The following is a 26436-nucleotide window of genomic DNA, read 5'->3' on the forward strand; positions in this document are numbered from 1 at the left end:
ACTTGTAGAACCGCTGAGCAAAATAGTGATGGCGAGGTGACGGGTTCTTTTTCGTTGGGTGGATTAACCGCTCGACCGCTGCCGAAAAGCTGGGCGCCTGCTGTAACGTTGCCCAATTATTTAACACCACCACCGATAGCGCACGACAAAAGACACGGTATTCATCCCGCGTATCTTGCATCAACTGTCGTTGTTGCAACGTGGCTTGCAGTGGCCATTTGTCGGTACGAATCATCTTGCTTGGCATAACGACACCATACCCCCAAACCCTGATTTATATCCAGCCATAGCGAGCCATGATATACATCATGGCCAGCCGCTTAACTAGCGCATCACGCTGCGCGTCGATGCGTAGGATGCGCTTAAATTGCTCAAGGTGTCTCAATCAAGATAGAACGTCGGGGGTCGGAGGACCATCCTGGATCAGCTCATACCAGAGTTGGAAGGATGGCATTCGGGAGGATTAAAGTGGGCAGGCTTAAGGGCGGTGCTGATCTCTTGCTGTTCTGCTTAAAAAAATTCAACGCTGGATTACCTCGTTACGGCTGTTCAGTAGCGTTTGGCTGTGTATGCTGTTAAGGAGGTAATCATATGTATCGCTTACAACAGGCTATTGAATAGCCTGTTGTGAGAATCAGCACTCACTGCTCGGATCAACAAGAGGGAAGGACGATGTCGGACACAAACACCCCGGATAACAATCAACCCAAAAACGATCCATCCAAGAACGATTCATCCAAAAAAGCTTCTTCAACTACTTCTTCTTCGACAAAGAGCGAGCCACCCAAGAGCGGCTCCACAGGTGCCGGCACCGGCTCCACAACGACTGGTTCCACAACGACTGGTTCCACGACTGCTGGTTCCACGACTAGCGGGTCGACAGGCGGTGGCTCCAAGGCCGGCGGTTCCCACGGTGGTGGCTCCACGGGTGGCGGCGGTGGCGGTTCTAAAGGGGGTGGCGGTTCCAATGGTAACAATGCTTCGCCGGGTGCGTCAGGCGGTTCTTCCGCTCAAGATTTGAGCACAAAAGCCTTGTTTCAGGATAACCGGGTCAGAGGAATTGCCGGGATCGCTGCGATTGCCGTGATCTGGGCGATTTTGGCGCAATCCACCGCAGGGTCTCGTGGGGATGAGGTCGAGACACTCGAAACACGTGTGGAAACCCTGCAAAGTGAAAACCAGGCATTAACCGAGCAACTTTCAGAAGTGGAAGCTGCTGAAATGGAGCTGGAAAGCTTGCGTGGCGAAATGGCTGTGCTGCACGAAGAACAGTCTCAGGCCGAAGAGCAATTGGCGCAGGCCGAAAGCGATGTTGCCAGCACTCAACAGCAGCTGGATGCGTTGACGGCGGAACGCGATGCGCTGCAAGCTGAAGTAGAAGAGCTACGCGCCGAGCAGGAAGAGGCAGCAGCTGAATTGACGTCACTGCAACAAGAGCTCGAGCAGGTGGAGCAAGCTCGCGATGAAGCCCAGGCGGCTCGCCAACAGGCCGAAGAAGCGCGTCAAAGTGCTGAAGCAGCCCGGCAAGAAGCGGAGCAAGCTCGCCAACAAGCCGAAGAGGAGCGTCAGCAACTAGTCGAAGAGCGCAATGCAGCTGAACAGGCGCTACAAGAGATGCAGTCCGAAATGGACCAGGCTCAGTCGCGCTTGAACGAACTCGAAGAACAGATTCAGGTTCGTGAATCAGAGGTGGAAGTGCTGTCCAGCCAGCAAACGACCTTGACCAATGAGCGCGATGAACTGCAATCGGAAGTTGAAGAACTCCAGGCGCTGCGCCAGGAAGAGCAAGACAGCATCGATCAAGTGCGCTCGGAAATGGAAGATCTCATGCTGGCGATAGATATCGGTCGCGAGGAACTGGCGATGATTGAAGGTCAAGTGGAGGAGCGAGAAAACCAGCTGGAGCGCCTTGAAACTCAATTACGCGACTGGCGTGAAGAATTGAGCACGCTGGAGACGCGGATGGAGAACACAAACACTGAAACGGATGCTGCTTCCCAAGGCCAGGCGCAGTCTGAGGCACAAGCTCAGCAGCAAGCTCAAGGCGAGCAACAAGAGGGTCAGCAGGAACAAGAGCAGCAAGCTCAAGGCGAGCAACAAGAGAATCAACAGGAGCAACAAGCCCAGGAGCAAGAGCAGAACTGAGCTTTATAATAGCGCTAGATCCTGATTGATCATGGTACGAACGGCAGCTTGCAACGGGAGGCTGCCGTTCGTGTTTGTGATATGTGTTTGTGATATGTATTTATGAAACCGGTGGCGAGCGTTATCATCGCCGACTCAGGTGAGAGCGTCATCGGTTAACCAAGGAGAAGCATGTGATTGATGGCGTCAAGCATATCGTGGCCGTGGCATCCGGTAAGGGTGGCGTGGGTAAATCCACCGTGACCGTCAACCTGGCCTTGGCCTTATCGGCACAAGGCTATCGGGTGGGGGTGCTGGATGCGGATATTTATGGCCCCAGCCAGGCCCAGATGCTGGGCGTGAAAGAAGGCGCCCGCCCGGAGCCCGCCGGTGAGAAACATTTTCATCCCGTGCAGGCACATGGCATTCAGGCCATGTCGATGGCATTTCTGGTCAACACTCGCGAGCCCATGGTGTGGCGAGGGCCGATGGTAGTGGGGGCGTTCCAGCAGCTGTTGACCCAGACGTTGTGGGACAATCTGGATTTTCTGTTGATCGACATGCCGCCGGGCACCGGCGACATCCAGTTGACGTTATCGCAACGCGTGCCGGTGTCGGGCGCGGTTATCGTCACCACTCCCCAGGATATTGCGTTACTCGATGCCCGCAAGGGAATTGAAATGTTCCGCAAGGTCAATGTGCCGGTACTCGGCATCGTCGAGAACATGAGTCTTTATCAATGTGAAAAATGCGGCCATCAAGCAGCCATTTTCGGCACCGGCGGCGGCGAGCGCATTGCTGCGGAGTACGACACCCAGGTATTAGGGCGTCTTCCATTGGCCTTGTCGATTCGTGAACTGGCAGATGCAGGGCATCCCAGTGTAGTCTCCGAGCCCGAAAGCGACATCAGCAAGACATTCGGCGAGATCGCCAGGCAAGTGGCGGAACAAGTAGCCGGCCAGTCCCATGACGGCCCCTCGATTTCTTTCAGTGAGTGACAACTTCAACCCATGAGTATCAAGTCAGACAATTGGATACGGCGCATGGCCGAAAGCCAGGCGATGATCGAACCGTTCGAGTCGGAGCAGGTGCGCTACGTCGATGAGCGGCGCGTGATCTCCTACGGTACGTCCAGCTACGGCTACGATGTGCGCTGTGCCGATGAATTCAAAGTATTCACCAATATCTATTCGGCAGTGGTGGACCCCAAGGCGTTCGATGAAAAAAGCTTTGTCGATATCAAGGGCGATGTCTGCATCATTCCGCCTAACTCCTTCGCGCTGGCCAGAACGGTGGAATATTTCCGTATACCCCGTAGTGTGCTGACTATCTGCCTGGGAAAATCCACTTATGCGCGCTGCGGCATCATCGTCAACGTCACGCCGCTCGAGCCGGAGTGGGAAGGGCATGTGACGCTGGAATTTTCCAACACCACGAACTTGCCGGCCAAGATCTACGCGCATGAAGGTGTGGCGCAGATGCTGTTTCTGGAGTCCGACGAGGTCTGTGAAACCTCTTACAAGGACCGTGGCGGCAAATACATGGGGCAGCGTGGAGTGACCTTGCCGCGTACCTGAGCGTTTTTCGGCTGCCTGCCTGTAGAAAAAATAAAAAGGGCGACTTTGATCAAGTCGCCCTTTGGCAGTAACGCTATTGGTTCATCACGTTTCCTGTCGGCTCATCAAGTCTCGTCGAGTTCCTCGGCCGCATCCTGGTGAGATAGGCGCATGCCGTGACGGGGAAGCGTTACGCCATCAATGGTGGCGCTGTCTCCGGCGAACCGCAGGCGTCCTTCCAGAAACCAGTTAACCGCGATGGGAAGAATCAGATGCTCTCGGGCGTGCACCTTTTCCTTGAGGCTTTCTTCGCTTTCTCCCGCCTCGACATTGACCACCGCCTGTATCGCCACCGGCCCGCCATCCAGTTCTTCGGTCACGAAGTGCACGCTACAGCCATGCTCGGTGATCCCGTCGGCCAGGGCGCGGGCGTGGGTATTGAGCCCTTGGTAAGCCGGTAGCAAGGAGGGGTGAATGTTGAGCATGCGCCCCTCGTAGCGCTCCACGAAGTGTGGGCTCAGTATGCGCATGAAACCCGCCAGTACGATCAAATCCGGCTCATGCCGCTCGATGACGGTTATCAAGGCACTGTCGTACGCTTCGCGGCTATCGTATTCGCGATGCGGCAGGGCGACGGCATCAATGCCGGCTTCGTGGGCCCGTTTCAGGCCGTAAGCCCCGGCTTCGTTGGAAACCACTGCAACGATCTCACCGCTCAGGCGGTCGTGAGACTGGGCATCGATCAGCGCTTGCAGGTTGCTGCCATTGCCGGAAATCAGTACCACGACCCGACGCTTTTCGGTGGGGTCGGGCGTGAGACCGTTGAGGGTATCGCTGCCAAATTCAGGAATGCTCATGCCGGGAGGTTCTCCAGTACAACGGCCTCGGCTCCTTCTTCGCGGGCCACGATGTTACCGATCCGGTAAACGCTTTCGCCTTGGGCTTGAAGATGCGCTCGGGCCTGGTCGGCTTTCTCTGCGGGTACCACGATCACCATGCCGATACCGCAGTTGAGCACACGATGCATTTCGGTTTCATCGACATTTCCCTGGGTTTTCAGCCAATCGAAAACGGCCGGTCTCTGCCAAGTGGTAATATCGATATGCGCCGCCAGGTTGTCGGGCAGCACGCGCGGTATATTTTCCAGCAGACCGCCCCCGGTGATATGCGAAAGAGCATGTACCGGAATCTCGCTATCGCGGAGCAAGGAGAGCAATGGTTTGACGTAGATACGCGTCGGTGCCATCAGGGCGTCGCCCAGTGACCTGCCGTCGAGCTCCATGGCCAGGTCGGCATCACTGATTTCGAGTATCTTGCGAATCAGTGAGTAGCCGTTTGAATGAGGCCCGGAAGATGCCATGCCGAGCAGTACATCGCCTGCACCGACCTTGCTGCCATCGAGAATTTCCGATTTTTCCACGATGCCGACGCAAAAACCCGCCAGGTCGTAATCGCTGCCTTCATACATGCCGGGCATTTCAGCGGTTTCACCGCCTACCAAGGCGCAGCCGGCCTGTTCACAGCCGTTACCGATACCGGTCACGACATCAGCGGCGATATCCACATCGAGCTTTCCCGTGGCATAGTAGTCAAGGAAAAGCAGCGGCTCGGCACCGGCCACCACCAGATCATTGACGCACATTGCTACCAGGTCGATACCGATAGTGTCGTGGCGGCCCAGGTTCATTGCCAGACGTAGTTTGGTGCCGACACCGTCGGTTCCCGATACCAGTACCGGCTCCTTGTAGCCAGTGGGTAGCTGGCACAAGGCACCAAAACCACCGAGTCCGCCCATGACTTCGGGACGAGAAGTGCGCCGGGCCACGTGTTTGATGCGATCTACCAGCGCATTGCCGGCATCGATATCGACGCCGGCATCCTTGTAACTGAGGGAAGGCTTGGCAGGCTGCGAAGAGGAAGTCTCGGTCATGACGTATCCTGTAAAGCAAAAATAACAGTGCTTGTAATGCCGGCCAGTCAAATCTATGCCGGTGAGCTGAGCAATGGCGAGGCAAGATTGTAGCATCAGGTGGCGCGCCCCGCACCGCTGGTGCCATATCCAGGAAGGAGAGTTACGCATGAGAAATTCGTGGTGGGGAATTATCCTCGTCATTGCACTGGGTTGGTTGCTGTACCGCCTGGATACTGTGTTGATGCCCTTTATCACCGGCATGATTCTGGCGTATCTGGCCGACCCTCTGGCTAACCGTTTCGAACGTTGGGGAATGAATCGCCCGATTGCAGTAAGTAGTGTCTTTCTTGTGATGCTGGTTATTCTGTCGCTCAGCTTGTTGATCCTGATTCCGTTGACCGTGCAGCAGTTAAAAGAAGTGGGTGAGGTGATTCCGGGCGTTTTGTCCTGGGTAGAGCAGGAGTTGGCGCCGCAGGTACGAGAATGGACCGGGTATGACCTGGAAAATGAGCTGGCCAATCTGCGGGAAGTTCTGACCGAACACTGGCGCGATGCAGGGGGATATCTGGCTCAAGTACTGGGGCAAGTGGGGCGTTCAGGTGCCGCCTTTCTCACATGGATAACCTATGTCGCCCTGGTCCCGGTGGTCACATTTTATCTATTGCTCGACTGGAAGCGCTTGAATGCCAGCATCATTGGTTTCATTCCTCGGCAGTGGGAGCCGGAAGCCGTTCGGCTTTTAAGTCGCTGTGATGAAGTGCTTTCGTCCTTCTTGCGCGGTCAGCTGCTTGTCATGCTGTGCCTTGGAGGCATTTATTCAATCGGCTTGACGCTGATGGGGCTGAGCTTCGGCCTGCTGATAGGCCTGGTGGCGGGTTTGGCGAGTATCGTGCCGTTCCTGGGGTTTATCCTGGGACTCGGTGTGGCACTGATTGTGGCCTTGTTTCAATTCGGCACCTGGTGGGCGGTGTTGGGCGTGGTCGCGGTCTTTTCACTCGGCCAAGTCGCTGAAAGCGTGGTATTGCAACCCAAGTTGCTGGGCGACAAGATCGGCCTGCATCCGGTGGCGGTCATCTTCGCGGTATTGGCGGGGGGCAGCCTGTTCGGTTTTACCGGGGTATTGCTGGCGCTGCCCGCAGCGGCGGTTATCATGGTGCTTTTGCGCGAAATCAACGAACGTTATAAACACAGCAGATTGTACGATGCTGAACAGGATCACCACGACGAAGAGGGAGCGTCATGAGCCGAGTACCGGCACAGTTGCCATTGGGAATAGGCTTACGCGATGACGCCACCTTCGAAAATTTCCTGCCCGCTGAAAATGCTTCACTGGTGGAGCGGTTGATCCACCAATGTGAGCAGGATGGGGAGCCGTATGTGTATTTATGGGGAGCACCGGGAACCGGCCGCACGCATTTATTGCAAGCGGCCTGTCACGCCGCATCGGACGCCGACAAGCGGGCGCTCTACCTGCCGTTGGCGGAGTTGGGCCATTTCCCGCCGTTGATGCTGGAAGATATCGAGCGACTGGATCTGGTCGCGATTGACGACCTTGAGCTTGTCATAGGGCGCAAACGCTGGGAGGAAGCTTTGTTTCATGCTTTCAATCGGTTGCGTGATGCAGGCAAGCGCCTGGTGATTGCCGCTCAAGCCTCACCGCGCCAGTTACCGGTAAAATTACCGGACCTCGCTTCAAGGTTGAGCTGGGGAGTCACTTTTCATGTTCAGCCGCTGGATGATGCCGGACGTCTCGATGCACTCAAGCTACGAGCAAGCCTGCGTGGTATGAAGTTGCCCGATGATGTGGCGCGGTATATCCTGCATCGAGGACCGCGTGAGCTAGGCGAGCTATGTCGTACTCTGGAAACCCTGGATCAGGCATCTCTGTCAGCGCAGCGCAAACTCACCATTCCCTTCGTTAAAAAGGCACTCGATTGGTAGCGTCCGCCATACACAGAAAAACCGCCGAGTTCGGCGGTTTTTCTTGCGCTATACTGAGTTATAACAAGGTGTTATAACAGCATATTATGAAAGCACTCAGGCGCTTTTGGCTGTAGCCTTGCTGGCGACTTCACGCGCTTGCTTGACGTTGCTTTCTGTCAGCTTCTGGCTCTGCTGAATGAAATCCTGATGCAAGGAGACCACCTTGTCGGCATCGCCCTTGACGCGTTCGGTGAGTTCCTTGGCGACTTTCTGCTGGTCTTCCATATAGCTGCGCAGGCCTTCAGCGTCTTTGATGCTCAGCAAGTTACGAACCTGTGCCAGGCTGGTATCGGCATAGGCTTTGCCGGCGTCCAGTTGAGCATTGACCAACTTCTCGGTGAAGTTAAGGCTCAAAGTAGCGAAGGCGCGTGCCGGTGCCATGAACAGGTTGTCGACTTGCTGGTTCATTTCGTTAGTGTTGAAAGTATTCATATTACCCTCCAAGGGTTGTCAGTGACTGACCAGGAAAGTAACGGTAGAGCTTTCTCTTGTTTCCTGATCTTCTTGCGTTGCAGCATAGCAAGCATTTTTGTGCAGTGCAACATTGAGCGTGAAGCCACTGATAAATAGACCGGACTTGCATCATTTCCCCGCCGCTACCAAGGTAAGATTCATGCAGCCAAGTTGGGGCACTTTTTAAAGAGCACCCTGATCTGGAAGAATGTATTTTTACCCCACTGGGTTAGGGAGGTAACGTCTAATGAGCACACGTATCGAACGCGACAGCATGGGGGAGTTGGAAGTGCCCGAGAAGGCGCTTTATGGGGCTCAGACCCAGCGTGCCGTCAACAACTTTCCGGTTTCCGGCTCGCCCATGCCCAGTCGGTTCATTCATGCCATTGCCCGGATCAAGCTTGCCGCCGCCCATACCAACCGGGATCTCGGCCTGCTGGACAGTGGGCGTGCCGATGCCATCATCAAGGCGGCGGAAGCGGTAATAGCCGGCGAGCATGACAACCAGTTTCCGGTCGATGTGTTTCAAACCGGTTCCGGCACGTCCAGCAACATGAACGTCAATGAAGTGATCGCGACCCTGGCCAGTCGTGAGGGCGTCGAGGTCAACCCCAACGACCACGTCAACATGGGGCAGTCGAGCAATGATGTAATTCCCACGGCGATACATGTGGCGGCAGCCATCGCGGTAGATACGCATTTGCGTCCCGCCCTGGTGCATCTGCACGCTCAGATCACTCAACGTGCCGACATCTTGCAGCATGTCACCAAGACCGGTCGCACTCACCTGATGGACGCCATGCCCTTGCGCATGGACCAAGAGCTGGGGGCTTGGGCCAGCCAGATAAATCAAGCCATCGAGCGTCTGGACAGCGCCATGCAGCGGCTGTGTCGTTTGGCGCAGGGCGGAACGGCAGTGGGAACCGGCATCAATGCGCCCCCGGAATTCGCCGGGCGTATGGCGCAGCACTTGAGCCGTCAGACAGGGCTTTCCTTCGAGCCTAATGATAGCTTCTTCGCCAGTCTGGCTTCCCAGGATGCCGCCGTTGAACTTTCCGGCCAGCTCAAGGGATTGGCGTGCGTGGTGATGAAAATTGCCAACGACCTGCGCTGGATGAATTCCGGGCCGCTGGCGGGGCTGGGCGAGATTGAGCTCGAAGCTCTGCAGCCCGGCAGTTCGATCATGCCGGGCAAGGTCAACCCGGTGATACCGGAGTCCGCCGCTCAGGCAGCCGCTCAGGTGATCGGCCTGGACATGGCGATCACCGTGGCGGGGCAGAGCGGTAATTTCCAGCTTAACGTCATGTTGCCGCTGGTTGCCTCCAACCTGCTCACCTCCATCATGCTGATGGGTAATACCGCAAGTTTGCTTGCGGATAGGGCCATAGCCACCTTTAAGGTCCGTGAGGATAATCTTCAGGGTCCCTTGGCGCGTAATCCGATACTGGTTACCGCCTTGAATAACGTGATTGGCTATAACGCCGCCGCCGCTGTCGCTAAGAAGGCCTATCAGGCGGGGCGGCCGATTATCGATGTGGCCGAGGAGCAGACCGACCTCGACAGGGAAACCCTGGAAAGGCTGCTTGATCCTGTCGTTCTGACCCGTGGCGGCATTCCCGAGTAAATAAGAAACGAATAAACAAAAACGAGCATAGGGATACGGATGGCCAATTATCTTCTCGCAATCGATCAGGGGACCACCAGCTCCCGAGCGATCGTGTTTGACCGGCAGGGGCGCAGCGTCGCCTCTGGGCAACAGGAGTTTGCTCAATGCTTTCCCGCCGATGGCTGGGTGGAGCATCAACCGGAAGCCATCTGGGAAAGTGTGTTGAGCAGTTGTCGCCAAGCGCTGGAAAATGCCGGCCTGGATGCCGCGCAACTGGATGGAGTGGGCATCACCAATCAACGTGAAACCACCTTGTTGTGGGATCGAGCCACCGGCGAGACGCTGTATCCGGCCATCGTGTGGCAGGACCGGCGTACGATCGAGCATTGTCAGGCGCTGAAAGAAGCGGGGCATGAGCCGATGCTCCAATCACGCACCGGCTTGCTGCTGGACCCTTATTTTTCCGCGACCAAGCTTGCCTGGCTGCTGGATAATATCGAAGGCGCGCGTGAGCGTGCCGAGAAAGGTGAGTTGGCCTTCGGTACCGTGGATACTTTCTTGATCTGGCGACTGACGCATGGCCGGGTACATGCCACTGACGCCACCAATGCCTCGCGTACCGCATTGTTCAATATTTATCATCAAGATTGGGACGAGGAATTGCTGGCGCTTTTCGACATACCTGCCGCATTGCTGCCGCAGGTGCGAGACTCCAGCGATGATTTCGGCAAGGTGGATGCCGCCTGGTTGGGGGCCGAATTGCCGATTTCCGGTGTGGCGGGCGACCAGCAGGCCGCCTTGATCGGCCAGGCATGCTTTACCCCGGGGATGGGCAAAAGTACCTATGGGACCGGTTGTTTCATGATCGTCAATACCGGCGATGCGCCCTCGTTATCACGCAATCGATTGCTGACGACGGTTGCCTATCGCCTGAACGGGCGGCCCACTTATGCCATGGAAGGCAGCATTTTCGTGGCCGGGGCGACGGTGCAATGGTTGCGTGATGGTTTGAAACTGTTCGCCAACGCCGCGGAAACCGAAGCACTGGCGGCGGAGACCCGCAGTGGCCATAGCGTTTACCTGGTGCCTGCCTTTACCGGTTTGGGCGCGCCGCATTGGGACCCCAAGGCACGTGGGGCGATTTTAGGCCTGACTCGCGATACGGGGATTGCCGAAATCGTCGCGGCAGGGCTGCAGGCGGTGTGCTATCAAACCCGCGATCTCCAGGCCTGCATGAATGATGATATCCAGGCAACGCCAGGCGTCTTGCGCGTCGATGGAGGAATGGTCAGCAATAATTGGCTGATGCAATTTCTGGCCGACATGCTCGATGTAGATGTGGATCGTCCCAATATCCTGGAAACCACCGCCTTGGGTGCGGCGTATCTGGCTGGCCTGAGGTTGGGTTGGTATCGCGATCTGGAGGAAATTTCCCGCCTATGGCAATGCGAGCGACGCTTTACCCCGCAAATGCCCGCGCAAGAGCGTGACGCGCTTTATCGAGGTTGGCGGGAGGCGGTGAGCCGTGTGCGTACCACGCCCTGAGCAAGCCATAAAAATGCTTGCATTTCAGGGGTGGTTCCGTAGAATACGCATCCGTTGCTTGCAGCAGGACCATAGCTCAGTTGGTTAGAGCGCCACGTTGACATCGTGGAGGTCGGCGGTTCAAATCCGCCTGGTCCTACCAAATCTTCGCTGCTGACAATGTCTTTGTTACCGATTTACAGGACCATAGCTCAGTTGGTTAGAGCGCCACGTTGACATCGTGGAGGTCGGCGGTTCAAATCCGCCTGGTCCTACCAGTAAGAACGCCCCTGCAATCCAGATTGCAGGGGCATTTTTTTGCGTTCGTGTTTTATTTGAGATCCGGCAAGTCGGTCTGATCCACAAAGATCTTCACCAATGCTTCGATGCCGATCCGGTCGTTTTCAGTGAAGCGGCCCGGTTCCGGGCTGTCCAGGTCAAGAACCCCCCACAGCCTTGCGTTCACCACCACGGGAATCACCAGCTCCGAACGCGATGCCGCATCGCAGGCAATATGGTCGGCCACGGCATGAACGTCCTCGATACGCTGGGTGGTCTGGCTGCGTGCCGCTGCGCCACATACGCCTTTGCTGAAGGGGATGGGGTGGCAGGCAGGCTTGCCTTGAAACGGCCCCAAGTGAAGCAGTTCAGGGCTGCGCTGCAGATAGAAGCCCACCCAATTCAGCTGCGGAATCTCCTGCATGATAAAGGCACAGCATTGCGCACTATTGGTTAACCAGTCGCGTGTATCGAGTAATGCGCTGAGCTGGCGACATAGTAAGGAATAATCGGGTTGCATTGTCTCGCCTGAAACGTGAAAGGAAACGAATCAGGCCGGCATGAGCCGGCCTGAAATAGGGCGTATCGGCCCTGATGGTATCTGACAGTTCGTATATAGCAGTGCTTAAGCTTAGTCGGTCCAGCCGGGAACGGCGCCACCCTGGAACAGCTCTTCGGCTTTTTCGACAACGGCTTCGCTTTGGTAGGCATCCACCAGCTGGCGAATGTCTTCACGGGTTTCATCACCGCCACGCACGGCAATCAAGTTGACGTAAGGGGACTCGGGGCCTTCCTTGATCAAGGCATCGTCCAGGCTCAGGCCTGCCGGCTGAGCGAAGGTATTGTTGATGAAGGCCATGTCCACATCAGGCAGTACGCGCGGCAACTGGGCGGCTTCGATTTCGTGAAAGCGGAAGTTACGTGGGTTTTCGACGATGTCGATCGGGGTGGCTTCAAGGTTCTCGGGATCATCCAGTGTGATCAAACCCTTGTTGTGCATCAGAATCAGGGCACGGCCTTCGTTGGAAGGATCGTTGGGCAGTGCAATTAGAGCACCATCCGGAAGCTCTTCGATATTCTCGTACTTTTCCGAGTAAGCGCCAATGGGATAAACGAAGGTATAGCCGGCAATCGCCAGATCGTAGCCCCGGTCATTGTTCATCGACTGCAGGTAGGGCTCGTGCTGGTAGGCATTGGCATCCAGGCTGCCATCGGCCAAGGCAGCGTTGGGGGTCACGTAATCGGTGAACTCGATGATTTCGACATTCAGATCATACTCTTCCTGGGCGATGCGAGCGGCTACTTGCATGACGTCGGTTTCCGGCCCGGCAACGGTGCCTACCTTGATCGTGCGTGTGTCAGCATTGGCAGTGCTGACGGCAAAAGCGATGGCGGTAAGTCCACCAAGTAGTAATTTATGCATCCAGAACGCTCCTCTTGAGTTGAATGGACTGCTTGGGAATAATACTGCGAGAATAAAAACCCAGTGTCTAATTCATTTTGGTTATTAGGGTTGAAAGCTATTTACGATCGCTCTTGCGCACCAGGTAGTCACCCAGGCTTTGAAAGCCTTGAACCATTACCACCAGTATCACCACGGTAATCACCATGATGGTGGGGTTGAAGCGGTTGTAGCCGTAGCGTATGCCCAAGTCTCCCAGGCCGCCGCCGCCCACCGCACCGGCCATGGCCGAATAGCTTACCAATGTGACCACGGTAATGGTCAGTCCGGTAATGATGCCCCCGCGAGCTTCCGGCAGCAGTACTTTCCTGACGATCTGCCACGGTGTGGCTCCCATCGATTGAGCCGCTTCGACCAGCCCTGGTGAGAGTTCGTTCAGCGCGCCTTCGACCAAGCGAGCGACGAAGGGAATGGCGGCAATCGTCAGCGGTACTGAAGCGGCATTGATACCAATCGAGGTACCCACGAGCATTCGGGTGAACGGAATGATCGCCACCATCAGAATGATGAACGGTATCGAGCGCCCGATGTTGGTGACGATGCTCAACACCTGATTGAGTACCGGCATGGCGAGAATCTGGCGTGGGCGGGTGACGTAAAGCATTACGCCCAGGGGGACACCAAGCAATGTCGAGATCACCCCCGATATCGCCACCATATACAGGGTGTCCAGAGTGGCCTGGAGAATAAGGTCAAGCATTGCGCTGGACATGGCCGAGTACCTCTATCTGCAATTGGTGGGATTCTAGATACGCCATGGCGTCCCGGGTCTGCTGGGGCGTGCCGAGAAGCTCGGCGATCATCAGCCCCAGGGTGCGATCCTGAATGGATTCCACCTTGGCTTGAAGAATGCTGACATCCACTTCGCACTCCCGCGCCAGTTTGGAAATCAGCGGAGTGGAAACCGCGTCACCGGAAAAGGTGAGGCGTACGACCGGATGAGTATTGGTGCCGGCATCGGGGCTTAAACGTTCGATAAGCTCCTTGGGAGGCTCCAGCTGAAGGAAGTCATTGAGAAATTCACGTCCCAGCTGGGTGCGCGGGGCGGTAAAAAAATCGCCTACTTCAGCATCCTCGACCAGTTCACCGTCTGAAATCAGGCTCACCCTGTGGCAAATCGACTTCACCACGTCCATTTCGTGAGTGATCAGCAGGATGGTGAGGCCGAGTTTCTTGTTGATATCGCGTAAAAGCTCGAGAATCGAGCCGGTGGTCTGGGGGTCGAGAGCCGAGGTGGCTTCATCGCAGAGCAGCACATTGGGCTTGCTGGCCAGGGCACGGGCGATGGCGACGCGCTGTTTCTGTCCCCCGGAAAGCTGGGCGGGATATTGGTTGGCTTTGTCGACCAGACCGACCAGTTCCAGAAGGGGCTCGACCCGCTGACGGATCGTGCTGCGTGTTTCTCCCATCAATTCCAAGGGCAAGGCGATATTGTCGAATACCGTCCGGGTGGTCAGCAGGTTGAAGTGCTGAAAGATCATCCCGATACGATGGCGGGCCTTGTTCAATGCCTGAGGGCTCAGGGCGGTCATGTCTTGTCCATCGACACTGACCTTGCCGGTAGAAGGGCGCTCAAGCAGGTTGACGCAGCGGATCAAGGTCGACTTGCCGGCACCGGACAGGCCGATCACGCCGTGTATCCGGCCTTGGGGAATATGCAGGTTCACGTTTTGCAAGGCGTGGACGGTGTTGGCGCCAGCCCCGTAGGTCTTGCTGATGTTTTCAAGGTAAATCATGGGGCGTCTGCCTTATGGTAGGCCGAAGACACGAGATGTGAGGGCAGGTGCGAAAAAGGGGCATAAAAAAGACCACCCTAGGCGGTGGCCCTAAACGCTGGACACACCCTTTTTAGCTGAACTTCATCAGAAAACCTCTGATGGACGCCCGCAATCCGGGGACAAATCGGCGTCATTGCATTTGCGGCGAAAGTCTAGAGAGTGGCGGGGGGAGTGTCAATTGATTGCGGTGAAGACGGCCGCCGCATTATGCTGAGCGCGGTATGAAAGAAACCATCTAAAACAGCCAGTAAAAGGAATGCCCATGTTTACCGGTATTGTACAGGGTACCGCCGAAGTGGTGGAGGTTCGCGAGCTTGAGCAATTCCGCACCCATGTCATGAAAATGCCCGCCGAACTATGTGAAGGCTTGAAACTGGGGGCTTCCGTGGCTCACAACGGCGTCTGTCTGACCGTTACGGCGGTTGAGGGGGCCCGGGTCAGTTTCGACTTGATGAGAGAAACACTGCGATTGACCAATCTTGGTGCGCTGGAAGTCGGTGATTGCGTCAATATAGAGCGCGCGGCACGGTTTGGCGATGAGATTGGCGGGCACGCCATGTCGGGACATGTGCTGGGGATGGCGGAGCTGGTGGAACTTGAAGAAGCGCCCAATAATCGCCGTCTGTGGTTTGAATTGCCTGCTGAAATGCTGCGTTTCGTCTTCGAGAAAGGTTATATCGGTGTGGATGGCATCAGCCTGACAGTGGGCACGGTAAAGGCTGCTCCCGATGGGCAAGGCGCTCTGTTCTGCGTCAATCTGATTCCCGAAACTCTGGCGCGCACTACTTTGGGTGGCAGGAGCCCCGGAGACTCCGTCAACATCGAAGTCGATCCCCAGACCCAGGCTATCGTGGAAACAGTCGAGCGAGTGCTGGCAGCCCACCAAAGATAAGATGGACTTGATCACGTCAACTACCTCGCCCTAAAGGACGAGGCTTGTGACAGCAAGCCCGGTTGACCAGGGAAAGCGGTAGCCAACCCGCTACGTTTGCAATAGGTCGTCAAGACCCACCGCCGAATGCTTCACTCAGTTCGGCGCGCTGGAAGATCAGGATCACGCTGGTGAAAGGTAAAGCGCCGAAGGTTCTGGTCGCTACCACAAGGTAGGAGCCGGTTGCAGACATTCCCGAGGGGAGACAGGTTGGAAGACCTGCGTCACCAGGCCCGTAAGGGCAATGTTTAGGAGGAGATCGCATGGCGGTGTTCGTATTGGGAAAGAACAAGCAGCCGTTGATGCCGTGTTCGGAAAAACGCGCACGGCTATTGCTGGAGCGTGGTCGGGCGGCGGTGGTGAACCTGACGCCTTTCGTGATCCGCCTGCGTGATCGCTGCCTGAGTGACTGCACCTTGCAGCCAACCCTGCTGGCTGCCGATCCGGGCAGCAAGGAAACCGGGCTGGCGCTGATGCGGCTGGAAAACCACGCAACGGAAGAAAAGGCACCGGCAACCCGTCATGTGCTTTGCCTGTTTCAGTTGGTGCATCGGGGCTTCCAGATTCGCCAAGCCTTGGAGCAACGTGCCGGTTTTCGGCGTCGGCGTCGCAGCAAGAACCTGCGCCATCGCAAGCCACGCTTCGACAACCGGACGCGCAAGAAGGGCTGGCTGCCGCCCAGCTTGCAACACCGGGTCGATACCACCATGGCCTGGGTGGACAAGCTGTGCCGTTGGGCACCGGTCACGCACCTGAGCATGGAGCTGGTGCGATTCGATCTGCAGAAGATGGAAAACCCCGAGATTTCCGGTGTCGAGTACCAGCAAGGCACGCTCCTGGGCTATGAGGTGCGCGAATACCTCCTGGAAAAATGGGGCCGGGAATGCACCTATTGCGGCACCGGTGATACACCCCTGGAAATCGAGCATGTGATAGCGAAAACTCGGGACGGCTCTAGCCGGGTGAGCAACCTGACCGTCGCCTGTCACGACTGCAATATCGCTAAGGATAATCAGTCGCTTGCCGACTTCTTTGCCACCGACAAGGGGTTGAAGCGCCGCCTGAAAGCCAATGGCCTGTCGGCGGAAATGCGCTTGGCTCGGGTGCAGCGCCAGCTCAAATTACCGCTGCGGGATGCCACCGCTGTCAATGCCACCCGCTGGGCACTGTCCGGTGCAATGAAGTCCACTGGCCTACCCGTCGCCGGGGGCAGCGGAGGTCGCACCAAGTACAACCGTCAGCGCCTGGGTATTCCCAAAACCCATGCGCTGGATGCGGCCTGTGTCGGCAAGTTCGATACCCTGAAAGGCTGGCGGGTACCCACCCAGGTCATCAAGGCCATGGGGCGCGGCAGCTACAAGCGCACCCGGCTCGACAAGTACGGCTTTCCGCGTGGCTACCTGATGCGCCAAAAGCAAGTACAAGGTTTTCAGACCGGCGATAGGGTCAGGGCAATTGTCCCGGCCGGCAAGAAGGCCGGCACGCATACGGGTCGCGTGGCCATCCGCAAGACCGGCAGTTTCAATATTCAAACCGAACAGGGCGCGGTACAGGGCATCTCCTGGCCCTACTGCACTCTGTTGCAACGCGGTGATGGCTACGGCTACCACCAGATACCCACGACTCAACACTAAAGGAGGCGCGGACAGGGAACCCCGAGTCGTGCGGCGCACGACGCGCTATCCCTCCCGGCGCTAAAGCAACCGGGTTTCCCGCGCAAAACGATGAAATGAGCCTCGCTGACCCGACGGTCGATTTTTGACCGATTGGTTAAAAGTGGCCCGATGTTTGCTTGGTAATCATCATCGGGCCTTCGTGCTCGTTTCGCATGTCGCCATGTGCCGGTCTCGCATCGCCAGGCGCCTTTAGGTACCATGTGCGGCTTTTCTAGCTCCCCTTAATGCCACGGCGTTTTCACGCAGGATAAAAAACATCCATGAAACGTTTCCTCGATAATCATTTCAAACTCACTGAACACAAGACAAACGTGAAAACAGAGGTCATCGCCGGGATTACCACTTTCCTGACCATGGCTTACATCATTTTTGTCAATCCCAGCATCCTTTCCGAAGCCGGCATGGATTATGGGGCGGTCTTCGTGGCGACTTGCCTGGCGGCCGCCATCGGCTGTCTGATCATGGGTATATGGGCCAATTACCCCATCGCCCAGGCACCAGGAATGGGGCTGAACGCCTTTTTCACCTATGGTGTGGTGTTGGGCATGGGGTATACGTGGGAAGCGGCCCTGGGCGCGGTATTCTTTTCCGGTTTGTGCTTTTTCCTGCTGAGTGTTTTCAAGATACGCGAGTGGATCATCAACTCGATTCCGCTTTCCCTGCGCCTGGGCATTGCCGCGGGTATCGGTCTGTTTCTGGCAATGATCGCGCTTAAAAACGCCGGTATCGTGGTGGCCAATCCGGCAACCTTAGTGGCGCTGGGTGATCTGTCCCAGCCGCCGGCGATTTATGCCTTGCTGGGCTTTTTCGTCATTACCGCCCTGGCCTACCTCAAGGTCACCGGCGCCGTCATGATCGGTATTCTGGGCATCACTGCGATCGCCATGCTGTTGGGCCACAATGAATACGCCGGGTTCATGTCCATGCCGCCTTCAATCGCCCCGACCTTCATGGCGATGGATTTGATGGGTGCTCTGGATGTGGCGATGCTCAGCGTGATCTTTGCCTTTCTGTTCGTGGATTTGTTCGATACTTCCGGCACTCTGGTAGGTGTGGCGCAACGCGGCAAGCTGCTGGATAAGGATGGCAAACTGCCACGTCTTGGGCGCGCGATGATGGCTGACAGTGGTGCCTCCATGGCCGGTGCCGCTCTGGGTACTTCGACCACCACCAGCTATATTGAGTCAACGGCGGGCATCGTTTCAGGGGGCCGCACCGGACTTACCGCTGTGGTCGTCGCCATTCTGTTTCTGGCCAGCCTGTTTTTCGCCCCGTTGGCTGGGTCGATCCCCGCTTACGCGACAGCGGGTGCGTTGCTTTATGTGGCGGTATTGATGGCGGGTAGCCTGGCGCATGCCAACTGGGATGACCCCACCGATGCTGCCCCGGTGCTGATCGCCGCCTTGGCGATGCCGCTGACCTTTTCGATTGCTGAAGGTATTGCCCTGGGCTTTATCAGTTACGCGGCGATCAAGACACTCTCCGGTCGCTTCAAGGACCTCAATCCGGCGGTCATTCTGCTGGCGCTACTTTTTGCCTTTAAATACCTGTTTCTAGGCTGATTGTTTTTTTCCTTTTCTTTCGATGAGAGACGTGATGAGCATCTACGGCGACTATATCAAGTCCGTTATTCGTACGGTTCCCGACTGGCCCGAGACTGGGGTCAATTTCCGTGATATCACGCCGCTTTTGCAAAATAGCGCGGCCTTTCGCAAGCTGATCGATAGCTTCGTGCATCGTTATCAAGAAATGAACCTGGACGCCATCGCCGCTATCGATGCGCGCGGTTTTATCATTGGAGCGCCCTTGGCATACGAGCTTGGCTGCAGCTTCGTGCCGGTGCGTAAAAAGGGTAAACTGCCGTTCAAGACCATCAGTGAAACCTATACGTTGGAATACGGTCATGCCGAGGTAGAACTACACTCGGATGCATTCAAGCAGGGAGACCGAATCCTGTTGGTGGATGACCTTATCGCTACCGGTGGCACCATGTTGGCAGCGGCTAATCTGATTCAGCGTAGCGGAGGCCATGTGGTTGAAACAGCTACCATTATCGATCTGCCTGACCTAGGTGGTTCCAGCAAGATTCGCGAAGCCGGTTACGGCGTTTTCGCGGTATGTTCCTTCACTGAAAACGAGTAACACCCATGAGCAGCGATCATTATCATCAGCACTTCATCGTTTCCTGGGATCAGTTGCATCGTGATGTGCGAAAGCTCTGCCATCAACTGGTCGAGCGAGACTTCAAGGGTATCGTCGCGATTACTCGAGGTGGCTTGATTCCCGCTGCTCTTATCGCCCGCGAGCTCAATGTGCGCCTTATAGATACCGTATGCATCAAGAGCTATGATCATCAGGACCAGGGCAGGCTGGAAGTGCTCAAGGGCGTGGAACATGACGGTGATGGCTGGCTGTTGGTGGATGACCTGGTGGACACCGGCAAGACGGCCCGCGCCGTGCGTGAAATGTTACCCAAGGCACATTTCGTCACTATCTACGCCAAGCCGGAAGGGCGCCCTCTGGTCGATCAGTGTTTGACCGAAGTCGCCCAGCAATGCTGGATTCAGTTTCCCTGGGACATGGGTGTCACCTATGTCGAACCTCTGGTTGAACAGACCAAGCGTTGAATGAGGTTTCCATGCCCCCTACCTCGATGCCACCCATGACCAGCACTTCAAACCCGCTTCCCGATGACTGGAACCGCTATTTAGGCGAGGAGTTCAACGCTGACTACATGCAGGCCTTGAAGCGCTTCTTGAAAGCGGAAAAGGCCGATGGCAAAGTCATTTATCCGCATTCTTCGAACTGGTTTCACGCCTTCGAGCTAACCCCGCTGAATGACGTTCGGGTGGTGATCCTGGGCCAAGACCCTTATCACGGCCCGAATCAGGCCCATGGGCTGTGCTTTTCCGTGCAGCCGGGGGTGCCGGTGCCGCCGTCGCTTGCCAATATCTACAAAGAGCTTGCCGCTGACGTGGGTGCCATCCCGGTCAAGCACGGCAACCTGGAGCATTGGGCGCGACAAGGCGTATTGCTGGTGAATACCGCCTTGACCGTAGAGCGTGGCAATGCCGCATCGCACCGCGGAAAAGGCTGGGAGAAATTTACCGATCAAGTGATCCGCGTGGTCAGTGAACATGCCAAACCGAGTGTGTTTCTGCTTTGGGGCGGTCATGCGCGCCAGAAGAAGGTGTTGATCGATACACAACGACATCTGGTGCTTGAAGCGCCGCATCCATCTCCGCTTTCCGCTCATCGAGGGTTTCTGGGCTGCCGGCATTTTTCGAAAGCCAATGCGTTTCTCGAAGAGAAAGGGCGCAAGCCGATCAATTGGCAATTACCGGCGTCCCCTTAACCCGTCCGTGAGTTAGGCGTAGAATATTGCGCAATTTTACGTCTATAGCGTCGCCTGAACATTCGTCATCGTCCTGAACCAGCTATCAAGAGAGATTTTCATGAGTGTCCATACCGTTAAGCATCCGTTGGTTCAGCATAAGCTGGGGCTGATGCGAGAAGCACACCTAAGCACCAAGAGTTTTCGTGAGCTGGCTGGTGAAATCGCCAAATTATTGACCTACGAAGCGACCCAGGACCTGGAAGTTGAAGATCAGGAAATCCATGGTTGGAACAATGAAACGATGACGGTGCCGCGTCTCAAGGGCAAGAAAGTCACCATCGTTCCCATTCTGCGTGCCGGGCTGGGAATGCTGGAAGGTGTGACCGATTTGCTGCCTAGCGCTCGGGTCAGCGTCGTCGGGCTTTACCGAGATGAAGAAAGCCTGGAACCCGTGCCTTATTACGCCAAGTTCGCCAATGACATCGAAGAACGCATGGCACTGGTGATTGACCCCATGCTGGCAACGGGCGGCACCATGGTAGCCACCCTGGACATGCTCAAGGAGCAGGGTTGCAAGCAGATGAAGATAATTGTGCTGGTCGCGGCTCCGGAGGGCATCAAGCGCGTGCAAGATGCTTATCCCGATATCGAAATCTTTACCGCTTCAATCGATCAGCGATTGGATGAACACGGCTATATCGTTCCAGGCCTGGGCGATGCTGGAGACAAGATCTTCGGGACACGCTAGTTTCCTCTCTTACTGCCCCTCACGTTTTTTACGTCAGGGGCATTTTTTTGTCGATTGATGCCTGGAGATTGTTACATGAGTGACGCCGTTGCTACTGCCAAGGCGGAATCCTTGCTGCGCGTGCTTCTCACCGGTGCACAGATGCTATTCGTGGCATTCGGTGCCTTGGTGCTGGTGCCGTTACTGACAGGGCTTGACCCCAGTGTGGCACTATTTACCGCAGGTGCCGGGACGCTGCTGTTCCATGCCGTTACTCGGCAGAGTGTGCCGGTATTTCTTGCCTCATCGTTTGCCTTCATTGCGCCGATCCAAGGCTCAATAGCGAGTTTCGGGATTCCCGCCACCATGGGGGGGCTGATGGCGGCCGGGTTGGTGTATGTGGTGATTTCCCAGGCTGTTCGGTTGAAAGGTACGGTCTGGTTGCATCGTCTTTTGCCGGCGGTGGTGGTCGGGCCGGTCATCATGGTGATAGGGCTTGCATTGGCGCCGGTGGCGGTAAGCATGGCCACTGGTGAAACCAGCGACAACATCGATTACGGCGGGGCCATTTTTCTCTCCATGACCAGCTTGCTGGTGACCTTGGTGCTGGCTGTGTTCGGGCGGGGGTTGCTGCGCTTGATTCCGATCATGGGGGGGGTCGTCACTGGCTATGTACTGGCGCTTTTGATGGGTGCCGTGGATTTCACCCCGGTACGGGAGGCCGCCTGGCTGGCCATTCCGGCCTTTACCGCCCCCAGTTTTCATTGGGCTGCGATCTTGTTCATGATACCCGTTGCGATTGCACCGGCGGTGGAGCATATCGGTGACATGGTTGCCATCGGCTCGGTCACACGCAAGAATTACCTGGAAACCCCCGGCCTGCATCGCACCTTGCTGGGAGACGGTCTGGCGACTACCGTGGCGGCGTTATTTGGTGGACCCCCTAACACGACCTATTCGGAAGTTACCGGGGCGGTAACCCTGACCCGAGCTTTTAATCCTTTGTACATGATAGTGGCGGCGGTTCTTGCGGTATTGCTAGCCTTCATTGCCAAGCTGGGCGCATTGTTGCAAACCATTCCCGGTCCGGTGATGGGTGGTATCATGACATTATTGTTCGGTTCGATTGCAGTGGTGGGCATGAATACCTTGGTGCGTGCCGGGCATTCGCTCACCGCTCCGCGGAACCTGGTGGTGGTATCGTTGATTCTGGTATTCGGTATCGGCGGTATGCAATTCGGCGAGGGGCAATTCACCTTGCAGGGGGTGAGTCTTGCAGCGTTGGTGGGTATTGTATTGAATTGGATATTGCCCGCCGCCGGTGAAGACGAGTAATCACCCGGCACGAAACGAAAAACCGCAAAGACATACCTGCAAAGCAAAGACATATCTGCAAAGAGACGTCTTCAAGGAGATGTCGTCAAGGAGAGTAGTCGTCAACTACCTCGCCCTAAAGGACGAGGCTTGTGAAAGCAAGCCCGGTTGACTAGGGAAAGCGGTAGCCAACCCGCTACGTTTGCAACAGGTCGTCAAGACCCACCGCCGAATGCTTCGCTCAGTTCGGCGCTCTGGAAGATCAGGATCATGCTGGTGAAAGGTAAAGCGCCGAAAGTTCTGGTCGCTACCGCAAGGTAGGAGCCGGTTGCAGACATTCCCGAGGGGAGACAGGTTGGAAGACCTGCGTCACCAGGCCCGTAAGGGTTCTATTTAAGAAGGAGATCGCATGGCGGTGTTCGTATTGGGAAAGAACAAGCAGCCGTTGATGCCGTGTAGCGAAAAACGCGCACGGCTGTTGCTGGAGCGTGGTCGGGCGGTGGTGGTGAACCTGACGCCTTTCGTGATCCGCCTGCGGGATCGCTGCCTGAGTGACTGCGCCTTGCAGCCGACGTTGCTGGGCATTGATCCGGGCAGCAAGGAAACCGGCCTGGCGCTGATGCGTCTGGAAGACAACGCGACGGACGAGCAAGCCCCGGCAACCCGCCATGTGCTTTGCCTGTTTCAGTTGGTGCATCGGGGCTTTCAGATTCGCCAAGCCTTGGAGCAGCGTGCCGGTTTTCGGCGTCGGCGTCGCAGCAAGAATCTGCGTTATCGTCAGCCGCGTTTTGATAACCGCACGCGCAAGAAGGGCTGGCTACCACCCAGCCTGCAACACCGAGTCGATACGACCATGGCCTGGATGGACAAGCTGTGCCGTTGGGCGCCGGTGACTCATCTGAACATGGAATTGGTGCGCTTCGATCTACAGAAGATGGAAAACCCGGAGATTTCCGGGGTCAAGTACCAGCAAGGCACGCTCCTGGGCTATGAGGTGCGTGAATACCTGCTCGAAAAATGGGGGCGTGAGTGTGCCTATTGCGGCACCGGTGATACGCACCTGGAGATCGAGCATGTGGTAGCGAAATCTCGGGACGGCTCTAGCCGGGTGAGCAATTTGGCCATCGCCTGTCACGACTGCAACCAGGCCAAGGACAGCCAGTGGCTTGTTGATTTCTTTGCTGCCGACAAGGGACTCAAGAAACGATTGAAGGCTAATGGCCTGTCGGCCACCGTTCGGCTTGAGCGCGTCCAGCGCCATCTCAAGTTGCCACTGCGGGACGCCACTGCTGTCAACGCCACGCGCTGGACGCTGTTTGGCACCATGAAAGCCACTGGCTTGCCCGTCGCCGTGGGCAGTGGTGGTCGCACCAAGTACAACCGTCAGCGGCTGGGCATTCCCAAGACCCACGCCCTGGATGCGGCCTGTGTCGGCAAGTTCGACACCCTGAAAGGCTGGCAAGTACCCACCCAGGTCATCAAGGCCATGGGCCGTGGCAGCTATCAGCGCACGCGCCTCGACAAGTACGGCTTCCCACGGGGCTATTTGATGCGGCAGAAGCAAGTGCAGGGCTTTCAGACCGGCGATAGGGTCAGGGCGATTGTCCCGGCCGGCAAGAAGACCGGCAGCCACACGGGGCGCGTGGCGATTCGCAAGACCGGCAGTTTCAATATTCAGACCGAACAAGGCGCGGTCCAGGGGATTTCCTGGCGCCACTGCACCCTGCTGCAACGCGGTGATGGCTATGGCTACCACCCACTACCCACCATTCAACACTAAAGGAGGCGCGGACAGGGAGCCCCGAGTCGTGCGGCGCACGACGCGCTATCCCTCCCGGCGCTAAAGCAACCGGGTTTCCCGCGCAAAACGATGAACGCACTGCCGTCCTTGTCATTCGAGCCTGATTTGCCACTGCTGGGCATTGCCGCCTGGAGTGGCACCGGCAAGACGACGTTACTGGAAAAGCTGCTTCCGCTACTGCGCGAGCATGGGCTCAGGGTGGCGGTGATCAAGCATGCTCACCATGAGTTCGAGGTAGATAAACCCGGCAAGGACAGTTATCGTTTGCGCTGTGCCGGCGCCACGCCGATGCTGGTGGCCTCGCATAAACGGCTTGCCCTGATGATGGAAACACCGGGGCAGGAGGAGCCGGACTTGCCCGCCTTGGTCGAATCCTTGCGCTGCTATTCACCGGACTTGATCCTGGTGGAAGGCTTCAAAGCCTGGCCATTTCCCAAGCTGGCGCTTCATCGAGATACCTGTGGCGATACAAGCCTCGTGCAGGATGCCTGGGTGCATGCGGTTGCCACAAATCAACCCGCAGCACTTGCCCTGGACGAGGGCGTCGAGGTGCTGAATATTGATAATATAAAGGACGTTGCCGCCTGGGTGAAAAAATGGCCCGCACGCTGGAAGGCATCGTTGGCTTAGCCTTGGCCTATCTCCTTAACACTCAACTTGTCGATAGAGGAAAAGCATGAACTTGACGCATCTGAACGCCCAAGGTGAAGCCCATATGGTGGATGTGACGGACAAAGCCGAAACGTCGCGTGAAGCCGTGGCCTCCGGGTGTGTGTTCATGCAGCCGGCAACCCTGGCGTTGCTGGTGGAAGGGGGGTTGCCCAAGGGCGATGTCCTGGCCACTGCACGTATTGCGGGTATTCAGGCTGCAAAACGCACCCATGAGCTAATCCCGCTATGCCATGCGCTGGCACTCTCCAAGGTCTCCGTCGATTTCTTGATCAACCATGAACAACATTGTGTCGAGGTGTCCGCCACCTGCCGCTTGACGGGGCGCACCGGTGTGGAAATGGAAGCCTTGACCGCCGTCTCGGTCGCCTGTCTGACGCTCTACGATATGTGCAAGGCCGTCGACAAGAGCATGCAGATCGAGGCCATTCGCCTGGATAGCAAGACCGGGGGGAAAAGCGGCGATTATCGTCGGGCCGGTTATACGTCGGAAGCGCCTATCGTGACCGGCGAAGGAGACACCGGCGAAGTCTCCCTGAGAGAGCGCTGCCCCACGGCGGGCGTCAGGGTCAAATTCCTGGCGGAACTTCGCGAACGACTGGCCACCAGCGAGAGCTTCGTAAGCCTGGATGAATTGCCGACGAGCGATATCGCCGGCTTGAAAGCGGTGCTTGCTCAGCGTGATCCTCGCTTTGCGCTGCTTAACGAACAGCGCACTCTCTGTGCGATCAACCAGGTCATGGCCAATGATACGGCCCGTATTACCGATGATGACGAGATTGCTTTCTTCCCGCCGGTCACAGGGGGCTAATCATGTCGGATATAAAGAACATGGCGGATATCGAGATAAGGGTGCAGTCCGACGCCTTTGCCATTACCCATGGCTATCCGGAAACGCTAAATGGGCGAACGGATATCGGGGCGGTGGTCAGCTTCACCGGCTTGGTACGCGATTTCAATGAAGCTCCCGACGTAACGGGCCTGAGCCTGGAGCATTACCCCGGCATGACGGAAAACACACTGCACGCTATTGCCGAGCAGGCATGGCAACGTTGGACGCTACAGGCAGTGCGGGTGGTGCATCGAGTGGGTCACTTGCAACCGGGGGACCCTATTGTCAGGGTGCTGGTCGCCAGTGCACATCGGCGTGATGCGTTTCAAGCCTGTGACTTCATCATGGATTTGCTCAAGACGGAAGCGCCGTTCTGGAAAAAAGAGCATGCTAAAAGTGGAGATTACTGGGTCAAGGAGCGTCACACGGATCAAACTGATGCACAGCGTTGGTCATCTTCCTGATTGCTGGT

27 protein-coding genes, 2 tRNA genes and 1 pseudogene are annotated in these 26436 nt (G+C 56.7%); 21 read left to right on the top strand and 9 right to left on the bottom strand.

Annotated elements, in window-relative coordinates:
- Window positions 1–247, bottom strand: a pseudogene (locus DU506_RS15770) (IS200/IS605 family accessory protein TnpB-related protein); the annotation flags it as partial.
- A gap of 425 nt (window positions 248–672) precedes the next feature.
- On the opposite strand from DU506_RS15770, the gene DU506_RS21460 reads away from it, so the two are divergent.
- The 3 genes from DU506_RS21460 to dcd all read left to right on the top strand — a co-directional run bounded on the left by DU506_RS21460 (window position 673) and on the right by dcd (window position 3701).
- On the top strand, window positions 673–2145 hold the full coding sequence (locus DU506_RS21460) for a coiled-coil domain-containing protein (protein ID WP_147273762.1): 1473 nt from the start codon (window positions 673–675) through the stop codon (window positions 2143–2145).
- A gap of 176 nt (window positions 2146–2321) precedes the next feature.
- Window positions 2322–3122: an iron-sulfur cluster carrier protein ApbC gene (gene apbC / locus DU506_RS15785; protein WP_235825696.1), complete on the top strand. Its 801-nt coding sequence runs from the start codon at window positions 2322–2324 to the stop codon at window positions 3120–3122.
- A 12-nt stretch (window positions 3123–3134) separates the two neighbouring features.
- Entirely contained in the window at window positions 3135–3701 is a 567-nt protein-coding gene (gene dcd, locus DU506_RS15790) for a dCTP deaminase (protein ID WP_114487860.1), read from the top strand.
- Between the two features lie 104 nt (window positions 3702–3805).
- On the opposite strand, the gene purN is transcribed toward dcd, so the two are convergent.
- Together purN and purM are read right to left on the bottom strand one after the other, a co-directional pair.
- Window positions 3806–4537, bottom strand: coding sequence for a phosphoribosylglycinamide formyltransferase (gene purN, locus DU506_RS15795; protein WP_114487861.1), 732 nt, complete (start codon window positions 4535–4537; stop codon window positions 3806–3808).
- A complete protein-coding gene (gene purM / locus DU506_RS15800; RefSeq protein WP_114487862.1) occupies window positions 4534–5610 on the bottom strand; it encodes a phosphoribosylformylglycinamidine cyclo-ligase in 1077 nt (358 codons plus the stop codon). Before purM ends, purN begins: the two co-directional genes overlap by 4 nt.
- A 148-nt stretch (window positions 5611–5758) precedes the next feature.
- On the opposite strand from purM, the gene DU506_RS15805 reads away from it, so the two are divergent.
- A complete protein-coding gene (locus tag DU506_RS15805; RefSeq protein ID WP_114487863.1) occupies window positions 5759–6835 on the top strand; it encodes an AI-2E family transporter in 1077 nt (358 codons plus the stop codon).
- Entirely contained in the window at window positions 6832–7533 is a 702-nt protein-coding gene (gene hda / locus DU506_RS15810) for a DnaA regulatory inactivator Hda (RefSeq protein ID WP_114487864.1), read from the top strand. Before DU506_RS15805 ends, hda begins: the two co-directional genes overlap by 4 nt.
- A gap of 96 nt (window positions 7534–7629) precedes the next feature.
- On the opposite strand, the gene DU506_RS15815 is transcribed toward hda, so the two are convergent.
- Window positions 7630–8007 (bottom strand): phasin family protein, encoded by a 378-nt coding sequence (locus tag DU506_RS15815; RefSeq protein ID WP_114487865.1) that lies wholly within the window; start codon window positions 8005–8007, stop codon window positions 7630–7632.
- Window positions 8008–8275: 268 nt separating this feature from the next.
- Here DU506_RS15815 and DU506_RS15820 point away from each other — a divergent pair, with 268 nt between their 5' ends.
- The 4 genes from DU506_RS15820 to DU506_RS15835 all read left to right on the top strand — a co-directional run bounded on the left by DU506_RS15820 (window position 8276) and on the right by DU506_RS15835 (window position 11436).
- Complete coding sequence (locus DU506_RS15820) at window positions 8276–9652, top strand: class II fumarate hydratase (protein WP_114487866.1); 1377 nt, start codon at window positions 8276–8278, stop codon at window positions 9650–9652.
- Between the two features lie 39 nt (window positions 9653–9691).
- Window positions 9692–11179: a glycerol kinase GlpK gene (glpK, locus tag DU506_RS15825; RefSeq protein ID WP_114487867.1), complete on the top strand. Its 1488-nt coding sequence runs from the start codon at window positions 9692–9694 to the stop codon at window positions 11177–11179.
- Window positions 11180–11244: 65 nt separating this feature from the next.
- Window positions 11245–11321: transfer RNA gene (locus tag DU506_RS15830), tRNA-Val, on the top strand.
- A gap of 38 nt (window positions 11322–11359) precedes the next feature.
- Window positions 11360–11436 (top strand) — tRNA-Val (locus DU506_RS15835).
- Window positions 11437–11489: 53 nt separating this feature from the next.
- On the opposite strand, the gene DU506_RS15840 is transcribed toward DU506_RS15835, so the two are convergent.
- From DU506_RS15840 to DU506_RS15855, 4 genes are all read right to left on the bottom strand, one after another.
- Window positions 11490–11957 (bottom strand): GAF domain-containing protein, encoded by a 468-nt coding sequence (locus DU506_RS15840; protein ID WP_114487868.1) that lies wholly within the window; start codon window positions 11955–11957, stop codon window positions 11490–11492.
- Window positions 11958–12068: 111 nt separating this feature from the next.
- Complete coding sequence (locus DU506_RS15845; RefSeq protein WP_114487869.1) at window positions 12069–12860, bottom strand: MetQ/NlpA family ABC transporter substrate-binding protein; 792 nt, start codon at window positions 12858–12860, stop codon at window positions 12069–12071.
- A gap of 97 nt (window positions 12861–12957) precedes the next feature.
- Window positions 12958–13611: a methionine ABC transporter permease gene (locus DU506_RS15850; RefSeq protein ID WP_114487870.1), complete on the bottom strand. Its 654-nt coding sequence runs from the start codon at window positions 13609–13611 to the stop codon at window positions 12958–12960.
- Window positions 13592–14635, bottom strand: a complete 1044-nt coding sequence (locus DU506_RS15855) for a methionine ABC transporter ATP-binding protein (protein ID WP_114487871.1) — start codon at window positions 14633–14635, stop codon at window positions 13592–13594. Before DU506_RS15855 ends, DU506_RS15850 begins: the two co-directional genes overlap by 20 nt.
- Before the next feature lie 304 nt (window positions 14636–14939).
- Here DU506_RS15855 and DU506_RS15860 point away from each other — a divergent pair, with 304 nt between their 5' ends.
- Window positions 14940–15569: a riboflavin synthase subunit alpha gene (locus DU506_RS15860; protein WP_114487872.1), complete on the top strand. Its 630-nt coding sequence runs from the start codon at window positions 14940–14942 to the stop codon at window positions 15567–15569.
- Window positions 15570–15678: 109 nt separating this feature from the next.
- On the opposite strand, the gene DU506_RS22560 is transcribed toward DU506_RS15860, so the two are convergent.
- Window positions 15679–15801, bottom strand: coding sequence for a hypothetical protein (locus DU506_RS22560; RefSeq protein WP_268877336.1), 123 nt, complete (start codon window positions 15799–15801; stop codon window positions 15679–15681).
- A 70-nt stretch (window positions 15802–15871) separates the two neighbouring features.
- Between DU506_RS22560 and iscB (DU506_RS15865) the strand changes: the two genes are divergently transcribed.
- The 11 genes from iscB (DU506_RS15865) (at window position 15872) to moaE (ending at window position 26428) form a co-directional block, all read left to right on the top strand.
- Complete coding sequence (iscB, locus tag DU506_RS15865) at window positions 15872–17242, top strand: RNA-guided endonuclease IscB (protein ID WP_114487873.1); 1371 nt, start codon at window positions 15872–15874, stop codon at window positions 17240–17242.
- A gap of 302 nt (window positions 17243–17544) precedes the next feature.
- Window positions 17545–18846: an NCS2 family permease gene (locus tag DU506_RS15870; protein WP_114487874.1), complete on the top strand. Its 1302-nt coding sequence runs from the start codon at window positions 17545–17547 to the stop codon at window positions 18844–18846.
- A 34-nt stretch (window positions 18847–18880) separates the two neighbouring features.
- Window positions 18881–19426, top strand: coding sequence for an adenine phosphoribosyltransferase (locus tag DU506_RS15875; protein ID WP_114487875.1), 546 nt, complete (start codon window positions 18881–18883; stop codon window positions 19424–19426).
- Window positions 19427–19431: 5 nt separating this feature from the next.
- Entirely contained in the window at window positions 19432–19911 is a 480-nt protein-coding gene (gene gpt, locus DU506_RS15880) for a xanthine phosphoribosyltransferase (protein WP_114487876.1), read from the top strand.
- An 11-nt stretch (window positions 19912–19922) separates the two neighbouring features.
- Entirely contained in the window at window positions 19923–20639 is a 717-nt protein-coding gene (gene ung, locus DU506_RS15885; protein ID WP_235825694.1) for a uracil-DNA glycosylase, read from the top strand.
- Between the two features lie 100 nt (window positions 20640–20739).
- Window positions 20740–21369, top strand: a complete 630-nt coding sequence (gene upp / locus DU506_RS15890; protein WP_114487877.1) for a uracil phosphoribosyltransferase — start codon at window positions 20740–20742, stop codon at window positions 21367–21369.
- A 75-nt stretch (window positions 21370–21444) separates the two neighbouring features.
- Entirely contained in the window at window positions 21445–22683 is a 1239-nt protein-coding gene (locus DU506_RS15895; protein WP_114487878.1) for a uracil-xanthine permease family protein, read from the top strand.
- A 388-nt stretch (window positions 22684–23071) separates the two neighbouring features.
- Window positions 23072–24442, top strand: coding sequence for an RNA-guided endonuclease IscB (gene iscB, locus DU506_RS15900; protein ID WP_114487879.1), 1371 nt, complete (start codon window positions 23072–23074; stop codon window positions 24440–24442).
- A gap of 90 nt (window positions 24443–24532) precedes the next feature.
- On the top strand, window positions 24533–25093 hold the full coding sequence (mobB, locus tag DU506_RS15905) for a molybdopterin-guanine dinucleotide biosynthesis protein B (protein ID WP_114487880.1): 561 nt from the start codon (window positions 24533–24535) through the stop codon (window positions 25091–25093).
- A gap of 46 nt (window positions 25094–25139) precedes the next feature.
- Window positions 25140–25943 (top strand): cyclic pyranopterin monophosphate synthase MoaC, encoded by an 804-nt coding sequence (gene moaC / locus DU506_RS15910; protein ID WP_114487881.1) that lies wholly within the window; start codon window positions 25140–25142, stop codon window positions 25941–25943.
- A 2-nt stretch (window positions 25944–25945) separates the two neighbouring features.
- Window positions 25946–26428: a molybdopterin synthase catalytic subunit MoaE gene (gene moaE / locus DU506_RS15915; RefSeq protein WP_114487882.1), complete on the top strand. Its 483-nt coding sequence runs from the start codon at window positions 25946–25948 to the stop codon at window positions 26426–26428.
- The last annotated feature ends 8 nt before the right edge of the window (window positions 26429–26436 follow it).

Origin of the sequence: Vreelandella rituensis (assembly GCF_003336665.1) — a bacterium.
GTDB lineage: Bacteria > Pseudomonadota > Gammaproteobacteria > Pseudomonadales > Halomonadaceae > Vreelandella > Vreelandella rituensis.